This window comes from Nitrosomonas oligotropha, assembly GCF_009833085.1.
GTDB classification, from domain to species: Bacteria; Pseudomonadota; Gammaproteobacteria; order Burkholderiales; family Nitrosomonadaceae; genus Nitrosomonas; species Nitrosomonas oligotropha.
In genome coordinates this window covers 20102-37600 of the sequence record NZ_QRBZ01000035.1, presented here as the reverse complement: position 1 = coordinate 37600, position 17499 = coordinate 20102, and the positions used below count along the sequence as shown (strand labels likewise).

15 protein-coding genes are annotated in these 17499 nt (G+C 51.8%); 9 read left to right on the top strand and 6 right to left on the bottom strand.

Annotated features, from left to right (window positions below):
- Positions 1-85 precede the first annotated feature (85 nt).
- From ABD07_RS11525 to adk, 3 genes are all read right to left on the bottom strand, one after another.
- Positions 86-2143 carry a sodium-translocating pyrophosphatase gene (locus ABD07_RS11525; protein ID WP_108698175.1) on the bottom strand — a complete coding sequence of 686 codons (2058 nt, stop codon included), beginning with the start codon at positions 2141-2143 and terminating at the stop codon, positions 86-88.
- Between the two features lie 224 nt (positions 2144-2367).
- Positions 2368-3627, bottom strand: coding sequence for a 6-phosphofructokinase (locus tag ABD07_RS11520; RefSeq protein ID WP_160818387.1), 1260 nt, complete (start codon positions 3625-3627; stop codon positions 2368-2370).
- A 137-nt stretch (positions 3628-3764) separates the two neighbouring features.
- The gene (gene adk / locus ABD07_RS11515) at positions 3765-4418 is read right to left on the bottom strand and encodes an adenylate kinase (RefSeq protein WP_090320390.1); all 654 of its coding nucleotides are present in this window, start codon (positions 4416-4418) and stop codon (positions 3765-3767) included.
- Between the two features lie 217 nt (positions 4419-4635).
- On the opposite strand from adk, the gene recA reads away from it, so the two are divergent.
- The 5 genes from recA (at position 4636) to ABD07_RS11490 (ending at position 9634) form a co-directional block, all read left to right on the top strand.
- Positions 4636-5685: a recombinase RecA gene (recA, locus tag ABD07_RS11510; RefSeq protein WP_108698173.1), complete on the top strand. Its 1050-nt coding sequence runs from the start codon at positions 4636-4638 to the stop codon at positions 5683-5685.
- A gap of 5 nt (positions 5686-5690) precedes the next feature.
- Positions 5691-6149, top strand: coding sequence for a recombination regulator RecX (recX, locus tag ABD07_RS11505; RefSeq protein WP_160818386.1), 459 nt, complete (start codon positions 5691-5693; stop codon positions 6147-6149).
- The gene (locus tag ABD07_RS11500; protein WP_160818385.1) at positions 6146-6511 is read left to right on the top strand and encodes a hypothetical protein; all 366 of its coding nucleotides are present in this window, start codon (positions 6146-6148) and stop codon (positions 6509-6511) included. The genes recX and ABD07_RS11500 overlap by 4 nt, the downstream gene beginning before the upstream one ends.
- A complete protein-coding gene (alaS, locus tag ABD07_RS11495) occupies positions 6508-9105 on the top strand; it encodes an alanine--tRNA ligase (protein WP_160818384.1) in 2598 nt (865 codons plus the stop codon). The genes ABD07_RS11500 and alaS overlap by 4 nt, the downstream gene beginning before the upstream one ends.
- 319 nt (positions 9106-9424) lie before the next feature.
- The gene (locus tag ABD07_RS11490; protein WP_108698170.1) at positions 9425-9634 is read left to right on the top strand and encodes a type II toxin-antitoxin system HicB family antitoxin; all 210 of its coding nucleotides are present in this window, start codon (positions 9425-9427) and stop codon (positions 9632-9634) included.
- Positions 9635-9825: 191 nt separating this feature from the next.
- On the opposite strand, the gene ABD07_RS11485 is transcribed toward ABD07_RS11490, so the two are convergent.
- Together ABD07_RS11485 and ABD07_RS11480 are read right to left on the bottom strand one after the other, a co-directional pair.
- Positions 9826-10425, bottom strand: coding sequence for a histidine phosphatase family protein (locus ABD07_RS11485; protein WP_160818383.1), 600 nt, complete (start codon positions 10423-10425; stop codon positions 9826-9828).
- A 129-nt stretch (positions 10426-10554) separates the two neighbouring features.
- Positions 10555-11376: a TRAP transporter TatT component family protein gene (locus ABD07_RS11480; RefSeq protein ID WP_240142534.1), complete on the bottom strand. Its 822-nt coding sequence runs from the start codon at positions 11374-11376 to the stop codon at positions 10555-10557.
- 272 nt (positions 11377-11648) lie between these two features.
- On the opposite strand from ABD07_RS11480, the gene mfd reads away from it, so the two are divergent.
- The 4 genes from mfd (at position 11649) to ABD07_RS11460 (ending at position 17061) form a co-directional block, all read left to right on the top strand.
- A complete protein-coding gene (gene mfd / locus ABD07_RS11475; RefSeq protein ID WP_160818381.1) occupies positions 11649-15104 on the top strand; it encodes a transcription-repair coupling factor in 3456 nt (1151 codons plus the stop codon).
- Positions 15105-15225: 121 nt separating this feature from the next.
- Entirely contained in the window at positions 15226-15849 is a 624-nt protein-coding gene (locus tag ABD07_RS11470; protein WP_160818380.1) for a hypothetical protein, read from the top strand.
- A gap of 57 nt (positions 15850-15906) precedes the next feature.
- Positions 15907-16440 carry an REP-associated tyrosine transposase gene (locus ABD07_RS11465; protein ID WP_160818379.1) on the top strand — a complete coding sequence of 178 codons (534 nt, stop codon included), beginning with the start codon at positions 15907-15909 and terminating at the stop codon, positions 16438-16440.
- Between the two features lie 228 nt (positions 16441-16668).
- Positions 16669-17061, top strand: coding sequence for a cupin domain-containing protein (locus tag ABD07_RS11460; RefSeq protein WP_160818378.1), 393 nt, complete (start codon positions 16669-16671; stop codon positions 17059-17061).
- Positions 17062-17253: 192 nt separating this feature from the next.
- Here the strand turns inward: ABD07_RS11460 and ABD07_RS11455 are convergent, their stop codons facing one another.
- Positions 17254-17475, bottom strand: a complete 222-nt coding sequence (locus ABD07_RS11455) for a hypothetical protein (RefSeq protein WP_160818377.1) — start codon at positions 17473-17475, stop codon at positions 17254-17256.
- Between the last annotated feature and the right edge of the window lie 24 nt (positions 17476-17499).

Below are 17499 nucleotides of genomic sequence, written 5' to 3'. Positions count from 1 at the left end.
TTCTTAACAGTCGGAGGAATTGAGTCATAAAAAAAGCACACCAGTTTACTGGTGTGCTTTTCAAGTTGTTACTTGATTACGGTTATTACAGCAGTGGAATTATCAGCAATGCCACAATGTTAATAATCTTAATCAATGGATTGATTGCAGGACCCGCGGTATCTTTGTAAGGATCGCCCACGGTATCGCCGGTCACGGATGCTTTATGAGCTTCGCTACCTTTGCCACCGAAATGACCATCTTCGATATATTTCTTAGCGTTATCCCAAGCACCGCCGCCGGTGGTCATGGAAATGGCCACGAATAAGCCGGTTACGATGGAGCCCATCAATACGCCACCCAGTGCTTGCGGTCCGAGAATCACACCGACTAACAGCGGAATCAGTACCGGTAACAGTGAAGGAATCATCATTTCCTTGATCGCGGCTTTGGTCAGCATATCCACTGCACGGGAGTAATCCGGTTTAGCGGTACCTTCCATGATGCCGGGGATTTCCTTGAACTGACGGCGCACTTCAATCACTACCGATCCGGCAGCACGTCCGACAGCTTCCATCGACATCGCACCGAATAAGTAAGGAATCATACCGCCGATAAACAGGCCAATAATCACCATGTGATTGGATAAGTCGAAGGTAATCGTGTGCCCGGCATGCTCCAATGCATGCGTATAATCGGCAAACAATACCAATGCGGCCAAGCCTGCTGAACCGATCGCATAACCTTTGGTCACTGCTTTGGTCGTGTTACCAACAGCGTCCAATGGATCAGTAATAGCACGGACTGAATCCGGCATTTCCGACATTTCCGCAATACCACCCGCGTTATCGGTAATCGGGCCGTATGCATCCAGTGCAACAATGATACCGGTCATCGATAACATCGAGGTTGCAGCGATCGCGATACCGTATAAGCCCGCCAATGCATAAGCCAGCAGAATACTGATACATACAGCAAGAACCGGTGCTGCGGTTGCGCGCATTGAAACACCCAAACCGGCAATGATGTTGGTTGCATGCCCCGTCGTTGATGCTTCGGCAACATGTTGAACCGGCTGAAAATCGGTCGATGTGTAGTATTCGGTGATGACAACCATCAGTCCTGTCAATACCAATCCAATCGCTGCCGCCAGGAATACTCGCATTACTAGCATGCCACCTGCTATTTCCGTACCGTCGACATCAAGTGTCATACCGCTCATGAACCAAACGGTAACAGGAAGATAAGCAAACAAAGCGATACCGCCAGCAACCGCCAATCCGCGGTAAAGCGCATTCATAATTTTACCGCCTTCACGCATCTTGACGTAGTAACAACCGATAATCGATGCAACGATAGAAACCGCGCCCAGCATCAGCGGATAAATTACCGCATCGAGCGCATTGGCTGTAAACAGCAGCGCGCCCAGTATCATTGTAGCGATGATCGTAACAGCATAGGTCTCGAACAGATCGGCAGCCATCCCGGCACAATCGCCCACGTTATCGCCCACATTGTCGGCAATAACGGCTGGATTGCGAGGATCATCTTCCGGAATACCGGCTTCGACTTTACCTACCAGATCCGCGCCAACGTCCGCGCCTTTGGTGAAAATACCGCCACCCAAACGTGCAAAAATAGAAATCAGCGATCCGCCGAATGCAAAGCCAACCAATGGTTTGATGACATCGCTGACGGCTTGATCGGGATTAGCGCCGTTAAACAACATCGCGCAGTATCCGGCCACACCCAGCAAGCCTAGACCAACAACCAGCATTCCAGTCACCGCACCGCCGCGGAAAGCAATCGCCAGCGCTTCGTTCAATCCAACGGTTGCAGCCTGAGCAGTACGGACATTCGATTGAACCGATACTGTCATTCCCAGGAAGCCCGCAGCACCCGAGAGAATAGCGCCTAAAGCGAAACCGATCGCCGTATCCCAGCCTAACGCTATCCAAAGCGCAAAAAACAAAACTGCGCCTACCATACCGATCGTCATATATTGACGTTTCAGATATGCAGAAGCGCCTTCCTGAATTGCTTTGGCAATTTCCTGCATCCGCTGGTTGCCTGTAGATTGATCAAAAATACCCTTAATCCATATACCACTGAATATCAGGGCTACAATCGCACTAAAAATTGCGATAACGAAACCACTAGCCATAGAGAACTCCAATTAAAGTCAGACCATAAAAATTGCATGCGAAATTCTGATCTAATTAATCCCGCACTCTTAACCACTTGTCTTGAATAAAAAATCAGGACGTATTTTATCTGTTCTTACTACTTGAATGCATCAAATTTTTTTGAATATACGATTACTTAACAACCAAATCAGTAGCGTATGACTTCATTACAACACTGATCGGATTGCTTGATACCCTAATATTATAATTTGAATTCACCCAATTTCTTAGCAACCGCAACATTCTTCAGTCGCACATAATCCGGCAGACCATTTTTGTACGGCGGATAATCTTCCCCTTCGATCAGCGGCGCCAAATATTCACGGCAGGCTGGGCTGATGCCGAAACCATCTTCACTGATAAAATCAGCCGGCATCATTTTTTCAACGTTGGCCACGCTGGAAAGCTGCGCCATGCCGACCGACCATTTATACGGTGAGCTGGATTCACGGACAATCGTCGGCATTACCGAGTTATGTCCGGCTATGGCGTATTCCACCGCAGCTTTACCCATTGCATAAGCTTGCTCCACATCGGTTTTGGAGGCAATATGCCGCGCTGCGCGTTGCAGATAATCGGCAACGCCCCAATGGTATTTCAGACCCAGACCGTCCTTGATGATATTCGCCACGACCGGAGCAACACCACCGAGTTGCGCATGACCAAACGCATCGCGCAGTCCCTGATCGGACAGGAAATTGCCGTCACTACCTTTGACACCTTCCGACACCACGACCGAACAGTAGCCATATTCCTTAACGTACCGGTCCACCTTGGCGAGAAACTTTTCTTTATCGAAAGCAACTTCTGGAAACAGAATGACAATGGGAATCTCGCAATCCGAGCTTGAAGCCAAACCGCCAGCCGCCGCAATCCAGCCTGCATGACGTCCCATTACTTCCAGCACAAAAACTTTGGTGGAAGTCTTAGCCATACTGGCTACGTCAAAACTGGCTTCACGGGTGGATACCGCAATATACTTAGCCACCGAACCAAAACCCGGGCAACAGTCCGTGATCGGCAGATCGTTATCAACGGTTTTAGGCACATGAATCGCCTGAATCGGATAACCCAGCGTGCCCGATAATTGTGAAACTTTAAGGCAGGTATCGGCAGAGTCGCCACCGCCGTTGTAAAAAAAGTAACCGATATTATGCGCCTTAAAAACCTCGATCAAGCGCTCATATTCGCGGCGGTTTTGTTCCAGGCTCTTTAATTTATAGCGGCAGGAACCAAAAGCACCCGATGGGGTGTAACGCAGTGCAGCAATTGCCGCTGCCGAATCGGCATTGGTATCGATCAAATCCTCGGTCAGCGCACCGATAATTCCATTGCGGCCTGCGTACACATTACCGATTTTATCGGTATGCTGCCGCGCCGTTTCCAGAACACCCGCGGCGGAAGCGTTAATGACTGCGGTAACGCCACCGGATTGGGCATAAAATGCATTTTTAATTGCCATATTTTTCTCCTGATTAATCAAATCGTAAGCAAGCTATTTCATTCTACTGAATCTATACGCACAAAAACTCAGGCGCGGCTTGCCGCGTCCCAAGTCTTGAATTCATTCCGTGAATCAAAAAAGAGGCTGGCTAAAACTTATTTCAATGCTGCGAAAATCAGATCACGTATCTCTTCTACCGTGCCTATGCCAGCTACTTTGATATAGCGGGGCGCATCTTTCCCGCCATGTGCCGACCATTTTGAATAATACTCAACCAATGGCTCAGTTTGCTCATGATAGACCTGCAAACGTTTCCGGACAGTTTCTTCCTTATCGTCATCGCGTTGTATCAACGGCTCGCCCGTCACATCATCCTGGTCATGCGTTTTGGGTGGATTGAAATCCACGTGATAAGTCCGTCCGGATGCGGGATGCACTCTGCGACCCGACATACGCTTAACAATTTCCGCATCGTCAACATCAATTTCAACGACGAAATCAATGGGCACACCGGCCGCTTTCATGGCGTCGGCTTGCGGAATCGTACGTGGAAAACCGTCAAACAGGAAACCGCTTGAACAGTCGGGTTGTGTGATACGTTCCTTGACCAGATTGATGATAATGTCGTCTGAAACCAATCCGCCGGCGTCCATTATTTTTTTCGCCATGACGCCCAATTCCGTTCCTGCTTTCACAGCGCTGCGCAACATATCGCCGGTAGAAATTTGCGGAACACCAAAATGTTCCTTAATATAATTGGCCTGAGTACCTTTTCCGGCACCAGGACCGCCTAATAAAATGACTCGGATAGCTATTCTCCCTCTGTTACCAATTAAAATTTACTGAAAGCGGTGACGTATTTATGTCTGCCACTTCAACGACATTATGCAATTATATCGCAGGCAAGCCGGATACTCGAGTTTTTTACTATGCTAATTTTTGACCCAGCCAAACAACTTCATCACAAGTTACGTCGGTGCAATACAGGTTATGCGATAATTTGATTGTCTTTTAACAGGAAAAATCATGGATGAAAACAGAAGTAAGGCGCTTGACGCCGCGCTAGCCCAGATCGAAAAACAATTTGGCAAAGGTTCCATCATGCGGCTGGGCGCCAACGATGTCGCCTATGACATACAAGTTGTCTCTACCGGCTCGTTAGGACTCGATATCGCACTGGGTGTCGGCGGACTGCCGCGTGGACGGATCATCGAGATTTACGGACCTGAATCATCCGGCAAAACCACGCTGACACTGCAAGTCATCGCCGAAATGCAAAAGCTGGGCGGAACCGCCGCCTTTATCGATGCGGAACATGCGCTCGATCCGCAATACGCGCAAAAAATCGGCGTCAACGTCAAGGAACTGTTGATATCGCAACCGGATAACGGCGAACAGGCTCTGGAAATCGCCGATATGCTGGTGCGTTCCGGCTCGGTCGATATCATCGTGGTGGACTCCGTGGCCGCGCTCACTCCGCGCGCGGAAATCGAAGGCGATATGGGCGATCCGCAAATGGGATTGCAGGCACGCCTGATGTCGCAAGCATTGCGCAAACTGACCGCGAACATCAAGCGCAGCAACACCATGGTCATTTTCATCAATCAGATCCGCATGAAAATCGGCGTCATGTTCGGCAACCCGGAAACGACAACCGGCGGAAATGCGCTGAAATTTTATGCCTCCGTGCGTCTGGATATCCGCCGCACCGGCTCGATCAAGAAAGGCGAGGAAACCATCGGTAATGAAACCCGCGTTAAAGTCGTCAAAAACAAAATAGCACCGCCGTTCAAACAAGCGGACTTCGATATTCTCTATGGCGAAGGCATTTCACGCGAAAGCGAAATCATCGAACTGGGCGTATTGCATAAGCTGGTCGATAAATCCGGCGCCTGGTATGCGTACAAAGGCGAGAAAATCGGCCAAGGCAAAGACAATGTGCGCGATTATCTGAAAGAACATAAAGATACAGCACAGGAAATCGAACAAAAAATCAGAGCCATCGTCGGCGTTCCGGATCATACAAAACCGATCAAGGAAAGCGCTGGTAAAGACAAAGCCGAGAAAGAAAAATAACCGGCATGAACACGCGCTCCCCCATCGAAATACGCGCACTGCGCTATCTGGCGCAGCGCGAATATTCACGCCGGGAATTGGAGCAGAAACTTTCCGCGCTGAGTGATTCCGGCGCAACGGAAAAGCTGGCGGAAGTATTGGATAAACTGGAACAGCAGGGTTTTCTTTCCGAACGGCGAATGGTCGAGCAAGTCGCACGCACCCGCCGTTCCCGTTTTGGCAGCCAGCGCATCGTTCATGAGCTGAAAACCAAGGGTGTCGACAGCTATTTGATTGACGGTATCCTGCCGTCGCTCAAGGAAACCGAGCTGGAAGCGGCGTTGAACATCTGGCGGAAGAAATACGATCATCCGCCCAAAACGCGGGAAGAGCGCGGCAAACAAATACGATTTATGATGAATAGAGGTTTTTCCATGGAAACAATACAGCAAGTCCTATCGCAAGCTGACGAGGAAAACATATGAAGAAATGGCTTCTGCCCACGATGTTATTGCTGGCAATCCTAACCATCAGCTATCCAGCGCGCGCCGATGAGATTACACCGATCCATGAAATCAACACGGCGCCGGTCAATTTTGATGGTAAGGAAGTCAAATTAAAAGGCATCCCGAAAAACCCCACGCGTTTGCCGCTGGTCAACCTGAAATCGTATGTGCTGGAAGATAGCAGCGGCGAAATCACGGTTCTGACCGAACTCGATCTTCCCAAAATGAACGAAGAAATCACCATCCGGGCTAAAGTTAAAAGTCTGGCCATCGTCAAAGGCGATGCGCTGGGTTTAACAGTGACTGAACTAGAACGATACGAGCAGCAACAAAAAATATGAAAAGCAGCGAAATACGACAAAAATTTCTCGAATTCTTTGAATCGCACGGCCACACCATCGTAGCATCCAGCCCGCTGGTGCCGGGCAATGACCCAACGTTATTGTTCACCAATGCAGGCATGGTGCAATTTAAGGATGTGTTCCTCGGTCAGGATAAGCGTCCTTACGTTCGCGCCGTCAGTTCGCAACGCTGTGTACGCGCGGGCGGCAAGCACAATGACCTGGAGAATGTCGGTTACACCGCACGGCATCATACCTTCTTTGAAATGCTCGGCAACTTCAGTTTCGGCGATTATTTCAAGCGCAACGCCATTTTGTTTGCCTGGGATTTTCTGACCGGCACGCTCAATATTCCGCGCGAAAAATTATGGGTGACGGTTTACGCGGAAGACGACGAAGCCGCCGATATCTGGCTCAATGAAGTCGGTGTCGAGCCATCCCGCGTGGTGCGGATTTCCACCATGGATAATTTCTGGCAAATGGGCGATACCGGACCTTGCGGCCCTTGTTCGGAAATATTCTACGACCACGGCCCGGATGTTGCAGGCGGTCCACCCGGCTCCGCCGATGCCGACGGCGACCGCTACATCGAAATCTGGAATCTGGTGTTCATGCAATACAACCGCGACAGCGCCGGTACGCTGCATCCGCTGCCGAAACCGTCGGTCGATACCGGCATGGGGTTGGAACGCATTTCCGCCGTGATGCAACACGTGCACAGCAACTACGATATCGACTTGTTTCAAAGCCTGATCAAAGCGGCTGCACGGGTGACTAACACCAAGAATCTTACCGACAACTCGCTCAAAGTCATCGCCGATCACATCCGCGCCTGTTCGTTCCTGATCACCGACGGCGTCATCCCCGGCAGCGAAGGGCGCGGTTACGTGCTACGCCGCATCATCCGCCGCGCGATCCGTCATGGTTACAAGCTGGGACAGAAACAACCTTTCTTTCATCAGCTGGTGGAAGATCTGAGTCAAGTGATGGGACAAGCGTATCCGGAACTGACCGCAGCCAAAACCCGCGTTGCGGCCGTGCTGCTGCAAGAAGAAGAACGCTTCGCCGAAACATTGGAAAACGGCATGCAAATTCTGGAAGCCGCGCTCAGCCAAAACAGCAAAACACTGGATGGCGAAACCGCGTTCCGCCTCTATGACACCTTCGGTTTCCCGATCGACTTAACCGCCGATATCGCCCGCGAACGCAATATCACCGTCGATCATGCCGGTTTTGAACAAGCCATGGCGCATCAGCGTGAACAGGCGCGCGCCGCGAACAAATTCGCGATGCAGGAAGGCCTCGACTACAAAGGCGGTCAAACCACGTTCTACGGTTACGACAGATTGCAGCACGAAGGTCAGGTATTGGCCATTTACAAGCAAGGCAGCGCGGTGGATTTTGTCGAAGCCGGTGACGAAGCCGTAGTGGTGCTCGATCAAACGCCATTCTACGCCGAATCCGGCGGTCAGGTTGGCGATTGCGGTGAATTGCTCGCCGCCAATGGCACCTTTGAAGTCACCGACACGCAAAAAATCCAAGCCGGGGTGTTCGGCCACAAAGGCCTGCTGCGCAGCGGCCGCTTGGTAGTCCGGGATACAGTGCAAGCCCGGGTCAATCCGCAAACCCGCATCAGCACCGCCAACAACCACTCCGCAACCCATCTGTTGCACGCCGCACTGCGCAAAGTGCTCGGCACGCATGTCACGCAGAAAGGTTCGCTGGTTGATCCCAACCGGCTGCGTTTCGACTTCTCGCACAACGTACCGATGAGCGCCGACGAAATCCGCGAAACCGAACGTCTGGTCAACGAGCAAATCCGCAATAACTGGGTGGTCGAAGCGGCTTCGATGAAATACGACGACGCGATCAAGCGCGGCGCGATGGCGTTGTTCGGCGAAAAATACACGGACGTGGTGCGCGTCATCGGCATGGGCGAATTCTCCACCGAATTATGCGGCGGTACGCACGTGCCGCAAGTCGGGCAAATCGGCTTGTTTAAAATCGTCGCCGAGTCCGGTGTTGCCGCCGGTATCCGCCGCGTCGAAGCGGTGACCGGAAAAGGTGCCATCGATTACGTGCAGCAACGCGAAGCACAGTTGCTGGAAATCGCTCACACGCTCAAAGCCAACCCGCAGGAAGTCACGCAAAAAATCGCCCAGATCATCGACAACGTGCGGCAAACCGAAAAAGAACTGGCACGCCTGAAAACTAAAATGGCCAGCTCGCAAGGCGCAGACCTGGCATCGCAAGCGCAAGACGTTAACGGTATCAAAGTTTTGGCCGCCAACCTGGAAAACGCCGACGCCAAAACGCTACGCGAAACGCTGGATCAACTCAAAGACACACTCAAATCCTGCGCGATTATACTCAGCACCGTGACCGACGGTAAAGTCACACTAATCGCCGGTGTCAGCGCCGACTTAACCAACAAAATCAAAGCCGGAGAACTGGTCAACTTCGTCGCGCAACAAGTCGGCGGCAAAGGCGGCGGACGGCCGGATATGGCGCAAGCAGGGGGTACGCAACCGGAGCAATTGCCTGCGGCGCTTCAAGGTGTGAAAGGGTGGGTTGAAACGAAAGTCGTGCAGTAATCCCGGTTTAAGACTTGGCTCCGCATCGCGATGCGTTGTGATAGTTAGCTGAATTTGGATAATTAAAATGGGAAAGTATTCAAAACTCAGAATGAAAATTCTGGCGGGTAGTGCTGACACCGACATCGCATTTCCCGAACTTTGTCAATTATTGATCCGATTAGGGCTCACTGAGCGAATAAAAGGAAGCCATCACTTTTTACTCGCCAAGATATTGAAGAAATTATTAATTTGCAACCGAGAAACAGTAAAACGAAGCCTTATCAAGTCAAACAGGTTAGAGTTTTATTGACGAAATATCGCATGGGAGAATACGACATTGATTAAATACGAATTAATCATTTACTGGAGCGAAGACGATCATGCTTTCATCGCCGAAGTTCCGGAACTACCCGGTTGCATGGCAGATGGGGAAACCTACGAGTTAGCTGTTGCCAATGTAAAAACCGTCATCGAACAGTGGATAGAAACCGCCCGCGAACTGGGCAGAGCGATCCCGGAAACTAAAGGCAGGTTAATGTTTGCGTGATGGAACTGTTAAAACGACAAAATCAAAGCCCGAGAACTGGTCAACTTCGTCGCGCAACAAGTCGACGGACGGCCGCCGGACACATACGCGGTAATCTCACCCTTTGGCAAGACCCTTCTGTCAGATCGAGTCTGAATTACTACATCTAATTGGAACTCACAAGTTACTAACGATTTGAATACTCTTCCTCGTCAATCCGACAACTTCCCATTCAGTAACTCCAGCACGCCGCCGGTTTCGGTCTGGCGAATGCGTGTGATGCCGCCGTTGCTGATTTTGATCCGATACAGTCCAGCCGGTGAGGCATGCACGGTTTTGGCAATGATCGCGCGCATCACACCGGCGTGCGCGACGATCAGAAAATGGCTGCTTTGGAATCGTTCAATCGCTTCTTCATAGGCGGAGCTGACGCGTTGGATAAAATCATCGAGCGGTTCGGCGCCGTGCGGGCGGCAGTTGACCGGGTCACGCAGGAAAGCCTGGTATTCAGTTACACGGCCAATCTTGATTTCATCGTGACTGAGTCCTTCCCATTCGCCGAATCCGACTTCCTTGAAGCGCGATTCGACCGTAACGTCGATGCCGTGACGTTCTCCGAGCGCAAATGCAAACGCCTGGCAGCGTTGCAGCGGAGAAGTGATGATGTGGTTCCAGTCATTATAGTTTCCGACGGCATGCCACATTTGCGACCAGCCTTTTTCGCTGAGCGGATCGTCCACACCGTGACCGCGATAACGGCGTCCGCCAGCAGGCTGGCCGTGGCGGATCAAATCGATCACTGTTTCTGTCATAAAACTTTGCCAGGATATTTGAAAGATGCGCTAGTGTAGCCGATTTGCTCAGTGGAGAAGCAAGTTAGATCAAAAAAGAAAACCGGATGCCACGCCGCAGTGCACCGGTAGCCCGTGTTCGGGCGGAAGTTAGTAATTACCGACTTTGAATTCAGAACCGCCAGTTTTCTTGATTACACCCAGCGCGATGTCGACATATTCGGAAAATTCCAGCGCATCTTCGTCGGCAATTGGCGTTGCCAGCACAAAATCCGCATGTTTGCGCGCTTCTTCCTTCCTGCCGACGTCGTACAGCAATTCGGCGTAAAAAGCGCGTGTGATGACATCGCGCGGAAACAGCTCATATGCCCGTTTCATGTGCATCAACGCCTTTTGGTTACTGCCGAAGCTGATGGGAAATCCCGGCAGTTTGTGATAGATACGGCCCAGCGCGCGGTGCGCTCCGGCGTTCTCGTATTTCTCGTCCAGCGCAACCACTTTCAACAGCATTTTTTCCATCGGTCCGATCATTCTCAGCGCATTCACAATGCCGCTATCCTCGGCCATTTTTCCCATTGCAGCAGCTTTCCAGAAAAGTCCGCGCACGTCATTCGCATTCAGTGCCAGTGACTGATCAGCAATCGCGATACAATTCTCAAACAATTGAATGCGGCGGTTTTTATCCAGCTCGAGCTGCGCGCGCATAAACTCCAGACGGGAAAGCTCGGCAATGGCAGTCGATTCGCGGGAATTGCGCGTCAGGTCGCGAAACCAGTCAATCGTATTCAACAATAATGGTGTATCGATGGCGTACTTCCATACGGCCAATTCAATTTTCTGTTGATTTTCGGTGGTTAATGCTGTGGCGGAAACATTTTGCGCAAAAGCCGGTGCCGTCAAACACACCACCGCAATGATCCTGTACGTAAACAGCATTATTTTTTGTTCCAATCGCCACATATTCAGTTTCATGAAAGCACTCATATTCTTTCCGTCAGCTAAACTATTTAATATTCTACGATAAATACCAGTCATTTATGACCGGCGTATTAAGAATAGCGCTATCCAAAGCAATTTCAAATGACAAATAACACAACAATTTGCACTTTTATATTCAATCTGCCACCGCAACTTGTTCCTAAAAGAAAGGCATCTTAAAACTGGCATATAATATGACGCTTTCGATTCCACGCCAGTTTCAGTGCGCGCTCCATTTTCCGGCACAGCATACTGGCACATTCACTATGCAACAAAAGCACACCCTACCCACACCCGGCACCGTTCTACGTTACGCTCATTCTGATGGCTCCAGCGATGCGCTGTTTCTGGCGCAACTGGCACAGCAAGCGAAACCGGTCACCATTATCACGGCAAACGCGCTGGATGCGCAGCGGCTGCTGGAGGAAATTCCCTATTTTGCGCCAGAACTGAAAACGCATTTGCTGCCGGACTGGGAAACGCTGCCATACGATACGTTCTCACCGCACCACGATCTGGTTTCGGAACGGTTGGCCACACTCTATCAGGTCATGAACGGCGCTTGCGATGTGCTGATTGCGCCATTGACGACAGCGCTTTACCGCATGCTGCCGCGCGAATACCTGGCTGCGCATACGTTCTTTCTCAAGCAGGGCGAAGCATTGGATGTTGCGGGATTGCGCAGCCAATTGACGCTGGCGGGCTACTCGCATGTCACGCAGGTTTTCTCGCCGGGCGAATACAGCGTGCGCGGCGGCTTGATCGATCTATTTCCGATGGGCAGCCCGCTGCCGTACCGCATCGATTTGCTGGACAACGACATCGACACCATTCGCACCTTCGATGTCGATACGCAACGCAGTATTTATCCGGTCAAGGAAATCCGGCTGTTACCCGCGCGCGAATTTCCGCTCGACGAAGCCGGGCGCACCTGCTTTCGCGGTAATTTCCGCGAGAAATTCGAAGGCGATCCGTCGAAAAAACAAATCTACAAGGACATCAGCAAAGGCCTGACGCCTGCGGGCATCGAATATTATTTGCCGCTGTTCTTTACGCAGACCGCCACGCTGTTTGATTACTTACCCGAAAACACCTTGCTCTGCCTGCACCAGGATGTGCGTCCGGTGATCGACGAATTCTGGCATGACACCCAATCGCGTTATCAATTGCTGCGCGGCGATAGCGACCGGCCATTGCTGCCCCCAGCTGAATTATTCCTGACCAGCAATAGTTTCTTTGGCCAGCTCAAACCGTATGGACGCATTGAGATTTTGTCCAACACGCAGGATGTCAAACTGGCCGCGCCCAAAAGCACCGCGCCGTTGCCGTCGGTGCAAGTCAACCGGCATGTGGAAAACCCGCTGGAAAAACTGGCGGTGTTCATCGCGCAATTCAAGATGACCGGCGGCCGGGTGCTGTTGCTGGCGGAAAGCATGGGACGGCGCGAATTGATTGCCGAGTATTTGCATCAATACGACTTGCATCCCGATCTTTGCCAGGATTACGCGCAGTTTCTGAATAGCGCGCAATCCTTCATGCTGAGTGTCGCGCCGCTGCATACCGGTTTCATCGATACGCCCGCAAAACTGGCTTTCATCACCGAAAGTGAGTTGTACGCCACGCACGTGCATGGACGGCGCGAGCGGGAATCGCGCAAGACCACATCGACCGACAATATCCTGCGCGATTTGTCGGAAATCAAACCGGGCGATCCGGTAGTGCATGAACAGCACGGTATCGGACGCTATCTCGGCTTGGTCAGCATGGATGTGGGCGAAGGTGAACCGGGCGAAATGAGCGAATTTCTGGCGCTGGAATACGAAGGCGGCGACAAATTGTACGTGCCGGTTTCGCAACTGTATCTGATCGGCCGCTACAGCGGCGCCGCACCGGAATCCGCACCGCTGCACAAGCTCGGCAGCAGCCAGTGGGACAAAGCCAAACGCAAAGCGATGCAGCAGGTGCGCGATACCGCGGCGGAATTGCTGAATCTGTACGCCCAGCGCGCCGCGCGCGAGGGCCACCAATTCACCCTGCGGCAACATGATTACGATGCCTTCGCCGAAGGCTTTGGCTTCGAGGAAACGGCCGATCAGGCGGCAGCCATCAATGCGGTGATCGGTGATTTAACTTCCGGCAAACCGATGGATCGCCTGATTTGCGGCGATGTCGGCTTCGGTAAAACCGAAGTGGCGTTGCGCGCCGCGTTTATCGCCGTAGCCGACGGCAAGCAAGTGGCGGTGCTGGTGCCGACCACGCTGCTCGCGGAACAGCACTTCCAGAATTTCTCCGACCGTTTCGGTCTGATCGCCGATCAATGGCCGGTCAGAATCGCCGAACTGTCGCGCTTCCGCTCCGCCAAGGAACAAACACAAGCGCTTGCCGGTCTGGCGAAGGGCGAAATCGACATCATCATCGGCACGCACAAACTGATTCAGAAAGACGTGCACTTCAAGAATCTGGGGCTGGTGATCATCGACGAAGAGCACCGTTTTGGCGTGCGGCAAAAAGAACAGCTTAAAAAACTGCGCGCCGAAGTCGACGTGCTGACGCTGACCGCCACGCCGATTCCGCGCACACTGGCGATGTCGCTGGAAGGGCTACGCGATTTCTCCATCATCGCCACCGCGCCACAGCGCCGCTTGGCCATCCGCACTTTTGTCAGCAGTTTCTCGATGGGCATCATCCGCGAAGCGTGCCTGCGCGAACTCAAACGCGGCGGGCAGATTTATTTCCTGCACAACGAAGTCAGCAGCATCCAATTGATGTACGAAAAACTGTCCGGTTTGCTGCCGGAGGCGCGCATCAACGTCGCCCACGGGCAAATGCCGGAACGCGAACTGGAGCATGTGATGCGCGACTTTTACCAACAGCGCTTCAACATTCTGCTCTGCACCACGATCATCGAAACCGGCATCGACATCCCCAGCGCCAACACCATCATCATCAACAACGCGCACAAATTCGGCCTGGCGCAACTGCACCAATTGCGCGGACGGGTCGGGCGCTCGCATCATCAGGCTTACGCGTATCTGCTAACACCACCGGAAGAAGCGCTCGGCGGACAAGCCAAGAAACGTTTGGAAGCGATCCAAGCGATGGAAGAACTCGGCTCCGGCTTTTATCTGGCGATGCACGATCTGGAAATCCGCGGCGCCGGCGCAGTACTCTCCGAATCGCAAAGTGGGGAAATGCAGGAAATCGGTTTCAGCCTGTACAGCTCGATGCTGGATACCGCGATCCAGTCGCTCAAGCAAGGCAAGGAACCCGATTTGCAGCACCCGCTCGGCGTCGCCACCGAAATCAACCTGCACGTGCCCGCGCTATTACCGGACGATTACTGCCACGACATCCACGAACGCCTGGTGCTGTACAAACGCATGGCCAACTGCACCGACAACGACCAGCTCGACGACATGCACCGCGAACTGATCGATCGCTTCGGCCTGCTGCCCAACCCGGCCCGCGCCCTGCTCGACTGCCACCGCCTGCGCATCATCGCCAAACCGCTCGGCATCACTCGCATCGACGCCAGCGCCGACAGCATCCAAGTGCAATTCATCCCCAACCCGCCGATCGACCCGCTCAAAATCATCCAACTGATTCAAAGCAGCCGCGAATACTCACTATCCGGCCAGGATCGATTGAAAATTCTGGTGAAGATTGAGGACGTGAATAAGCGGGTCATGCGGATTAAGGAGTTGATGCAGAAGTTGGGGTGATTAGTCGAAGATATTTTTCCGCGAGTTTATGAATTTAGAAATGTTTGTTATATTGAAATTTGAAATGACGTATTCTATTGCGTCATTCTGGACGTCTAATTCTAGTTAGGAATCTCATCACATGGATGACGAGTTCGATATCGCTCACGAAGAAATGTACGCTCGTCTTGCAGATGAACTGTATCCTGAGCACAAAGAACAAGCCGTTCAAGAATTTGCTGTTGATCGGCTCCGCTCCTACTATCTGGCAAATCCAAATGTAGCCAAACCAGCCGTGTTCATGCTCCGCAATGCGGAGCAGCTTTTCCAGCTTCAGCAACACGAAGCAGCGCTTGTGTTTGCTGTTTCGTCAATTGAGCTTTTTCTAAAAGCTACACTACTGAAACCCGTTATTTACGGGCTAATTCATAGCGAAGCTGTTGCCGAAGTCATTGTCAATGAAACGCTCAGTCAATCAGGCCTTAAGCGCTATCACAAACTGCTCGGGAAACTTTTTAACCACCTTACCGAGTCGAAACTTGAGGAAATAAAACGAGAGGGCGAATCAAGCACTCTACTAAAAGAAATTGAGGCACTGCAAGAGAAAAGAAACAAGGTTGTCCATCAAGGCTTTCATGCCGATCGCACCGAGGCAAATCAAGCACTGAATGTCGCGCATGCGGTTGTCTCAAGTGTGCTCAGCGAGGTCTTGTGGTCTCTTGGTCTTGAGGCGAGAAAAGGAGAAGGCATATGTGTAGCCCGGTAGGTTGGAGTGAGCCTGCGAACCCCAACATCGAATATTGGCATAAGGAAATGATCAATCATGCGATACCGGCGCGCCGATGTAAAAGGCGGAACCTATTTCTTCACGGTCAATCTTGCGCAACGTCACCTGCGCTTGTTATTGGATCATGTGGAAATTTTGCGCGAAGCTGTCAAAACGGTTAAGCAGCGGCATCCCTTTCACATCGATGCGTTCGTCGTGTTGCCGGATCATTTGCATGCGATATGGACTTTACCGCCTGACGATGCGGATTTTGCTACTCGATGGATGCTGATCAAATCCGGTTTCTCGCGTCATATCGCCATAAACGAACGCCGTAATGCCAGCCGGATTTCCAAAGGCGAACGTGGAATTTGGCAACGCCGGTATTGGGAGCATCTGATTCGTGACGAAAATGATTTTGAGCGGCATGTCGATTACATTCATTACAATCCGGTAAAACATGGATACGTCCACCGGGCAAGCGAATGGCCTTATTCAAGCATTCACCGGTATATTAAAGCTGGGATCATTTCTGATGATTGGGGCGGTGACGTTGCTAGCAACGATAAAGGTGGTTATGGCGAGCGGTGAAAAGTTGGAGTTCGCAAGCTCACTCCAACCTACGCGTTAACAAGCCCGGTGGGGTGTCGATCGCAAAAAGGCGCACAATCTATCTGCTCAGTGAAAAACTTCCGGCATTAAATTTCATATCAACTTATCTACTCACGATGAACACAAAAATTCATTCAATTACCGCGCTTGACGCCGCGCCACGCGCCACGAGCCACGCCCTCGTCCTATCCCGAGCCGTTCCGTTCGATGATGAACGGGCGTGTGAAACGGTCATTGGGCGATTTGTTCGGTCTCACCAACTTTGGCGTGAATATTACCGTGCTTGCGCCGGGAGCGGTGTCGGCACTGCGGCATGCGCACAGCAAACAAGACGAGTTCGTCTACGTCGTGTCCGGCACGCTGGCACTTTATTCCGACGCTGGCCGCACGGAACTGCATGCGGGCATGTGCGCCGGATTCAAGGCAGGCACTGGCGATGCGCACCATCTTGTCAACGAAACTCCGGTAGATGCGGTGTATTTGGAAGCCGGTGATCGAACGCCCGGCGATGAAGTAACCTACCCGGATGACGATCTTGTTGCCCGCTTTGCCGATGGTTCATGGCGCCTCTTTCACAAGGACGGAAGGCCGTACCCATAGTGCGTAGGATGTGCCGACTGCGAGAAGGCGCACAATCAATCACGATGATAATTACAGCACGACCCGGTAGATATGCTCTCTTTCGTACATGATTTTTGAGAAATGCGCGAGACCCCGTTGATAAAACGCCGAGCTAGGCATGACCTGCGACAACGGAACCAGAATCTGTTCCAATTGGTATCGACAAACTCACTACTCATTCATTTCATCCCGCACGAATTTCCGGCCGCCGGTTGACACTTGCCTGCGCAGTTCTTCGATCAATGCCATCGCGGATTCGCTTTTTTGTTCCTGCTGGACATAATCGGCCAGCCAGCAGCGGAATTGTTCGTTGAGTGTGGTCTGCTCGGCACGGGCGCGTGCTCGAGCGGCTTCGATCAATTTATCGTCGGCGCTTAGAGTAATCTTTTTCATCCGTGATGTCCTTCCCATTATTGG

What these genes read in the sequence shown, in the direction of transcription:
- ABD07_RS11525 (WP_108698175.1), bottom strand. Translation starts at nt 2,143, where the DNA reads ATGGCTAGTGGTTTCGTTATCGCAATTTTTAGTGCGATTGTAGCCCTG.
- ABD07_RS11520 (WP_160818387.1), bottom strand. Translation starts at nt 3,627, where the DNA reads ATGGCAATTAAAAATGCATTTTATGCCCAATCCGGTGGCGTTACCGCA.
- recA (WP_108698173.1), top strand. Translation starts at nt 4,636, where the DNA reads ATGGATGAAAACAGAAGTAAGGCGCTTGACGCCGCGCTAGCCCAGATC.
- recX (WP_160818386.1), top strand. Translation starts at nt 5,691, where the DNA reads ATGAACACGCGCTCCCCCATCGAAATACGCGCACTGCGCTATCTGGCG.
- ABD07_RS11500 (WP_160818385.1), top strand. Translation starts at nt 6,146, where the DNA reads ATGAAGAAATGGCTTCTGCCCACGATGTTATTGCTGGCAATCCTAACC.
- alaS (WP_160818384.1), top strand. Translation starts at nt 6,508, where the DNA reads ATGAAAAGCAGCGAAATACGACAAAAATTTCTCGAATTCTTTGAATCG.
- ABD07_RS11485 (WP_160818383.1), bottom strand. Translation starts at nt 10,425, where the DNA reads ATGACAGAAACAGTGATCGATTTGATCCGCCACGGCCAGCCTGCTGGC.
- ABD07_RS11480 (WP_240142534.1), bottom strand. Translation starts at nt 11,376, where the DNA reads ATGAAACTGAATATGTGGCGATTGGAACAAAAAATAATGCTGTTTACG.
- mfd (WP_160818381.1), top strand. Translation starts at nt 11,649, where the DNA reads ATGCAACAAAAGCACACCCTACCCACACCCGGCACCGTTCTACGTTAC.
- ABD07_RS11470 (WP_160818380.1), top strand. Translation starts at nt 15,226, where the DNA reads ATGGATGACGAGTTCGATATCGCTCACGAAGAAATGTACGCTCGTCTT.
- ABD07_RS11465 (WP_160818379.1), top strand. Translation starts at nt 15,907, where the DNA reads ATGCGATACCGGCGCGCCGATGTAAAAGGCGGAACCTATTTCTTCACG.
- ABD07_RS11460 (WP_160818378.1), top strand. Translation starts at nt 16,669, where the DNA reads ATGATGAACGGGCGTGTGAAACGGTCATTGGGCGATTTGTTCGGTCTC.
- ABD07_RS11455 (WP_160818377.1), bottom strand. Translation starts at nt 17,475, where the DNA reads ATGAAAAAGATTACTCTAAGCGCCGACGATAAATTGATCGAAGCCGCT.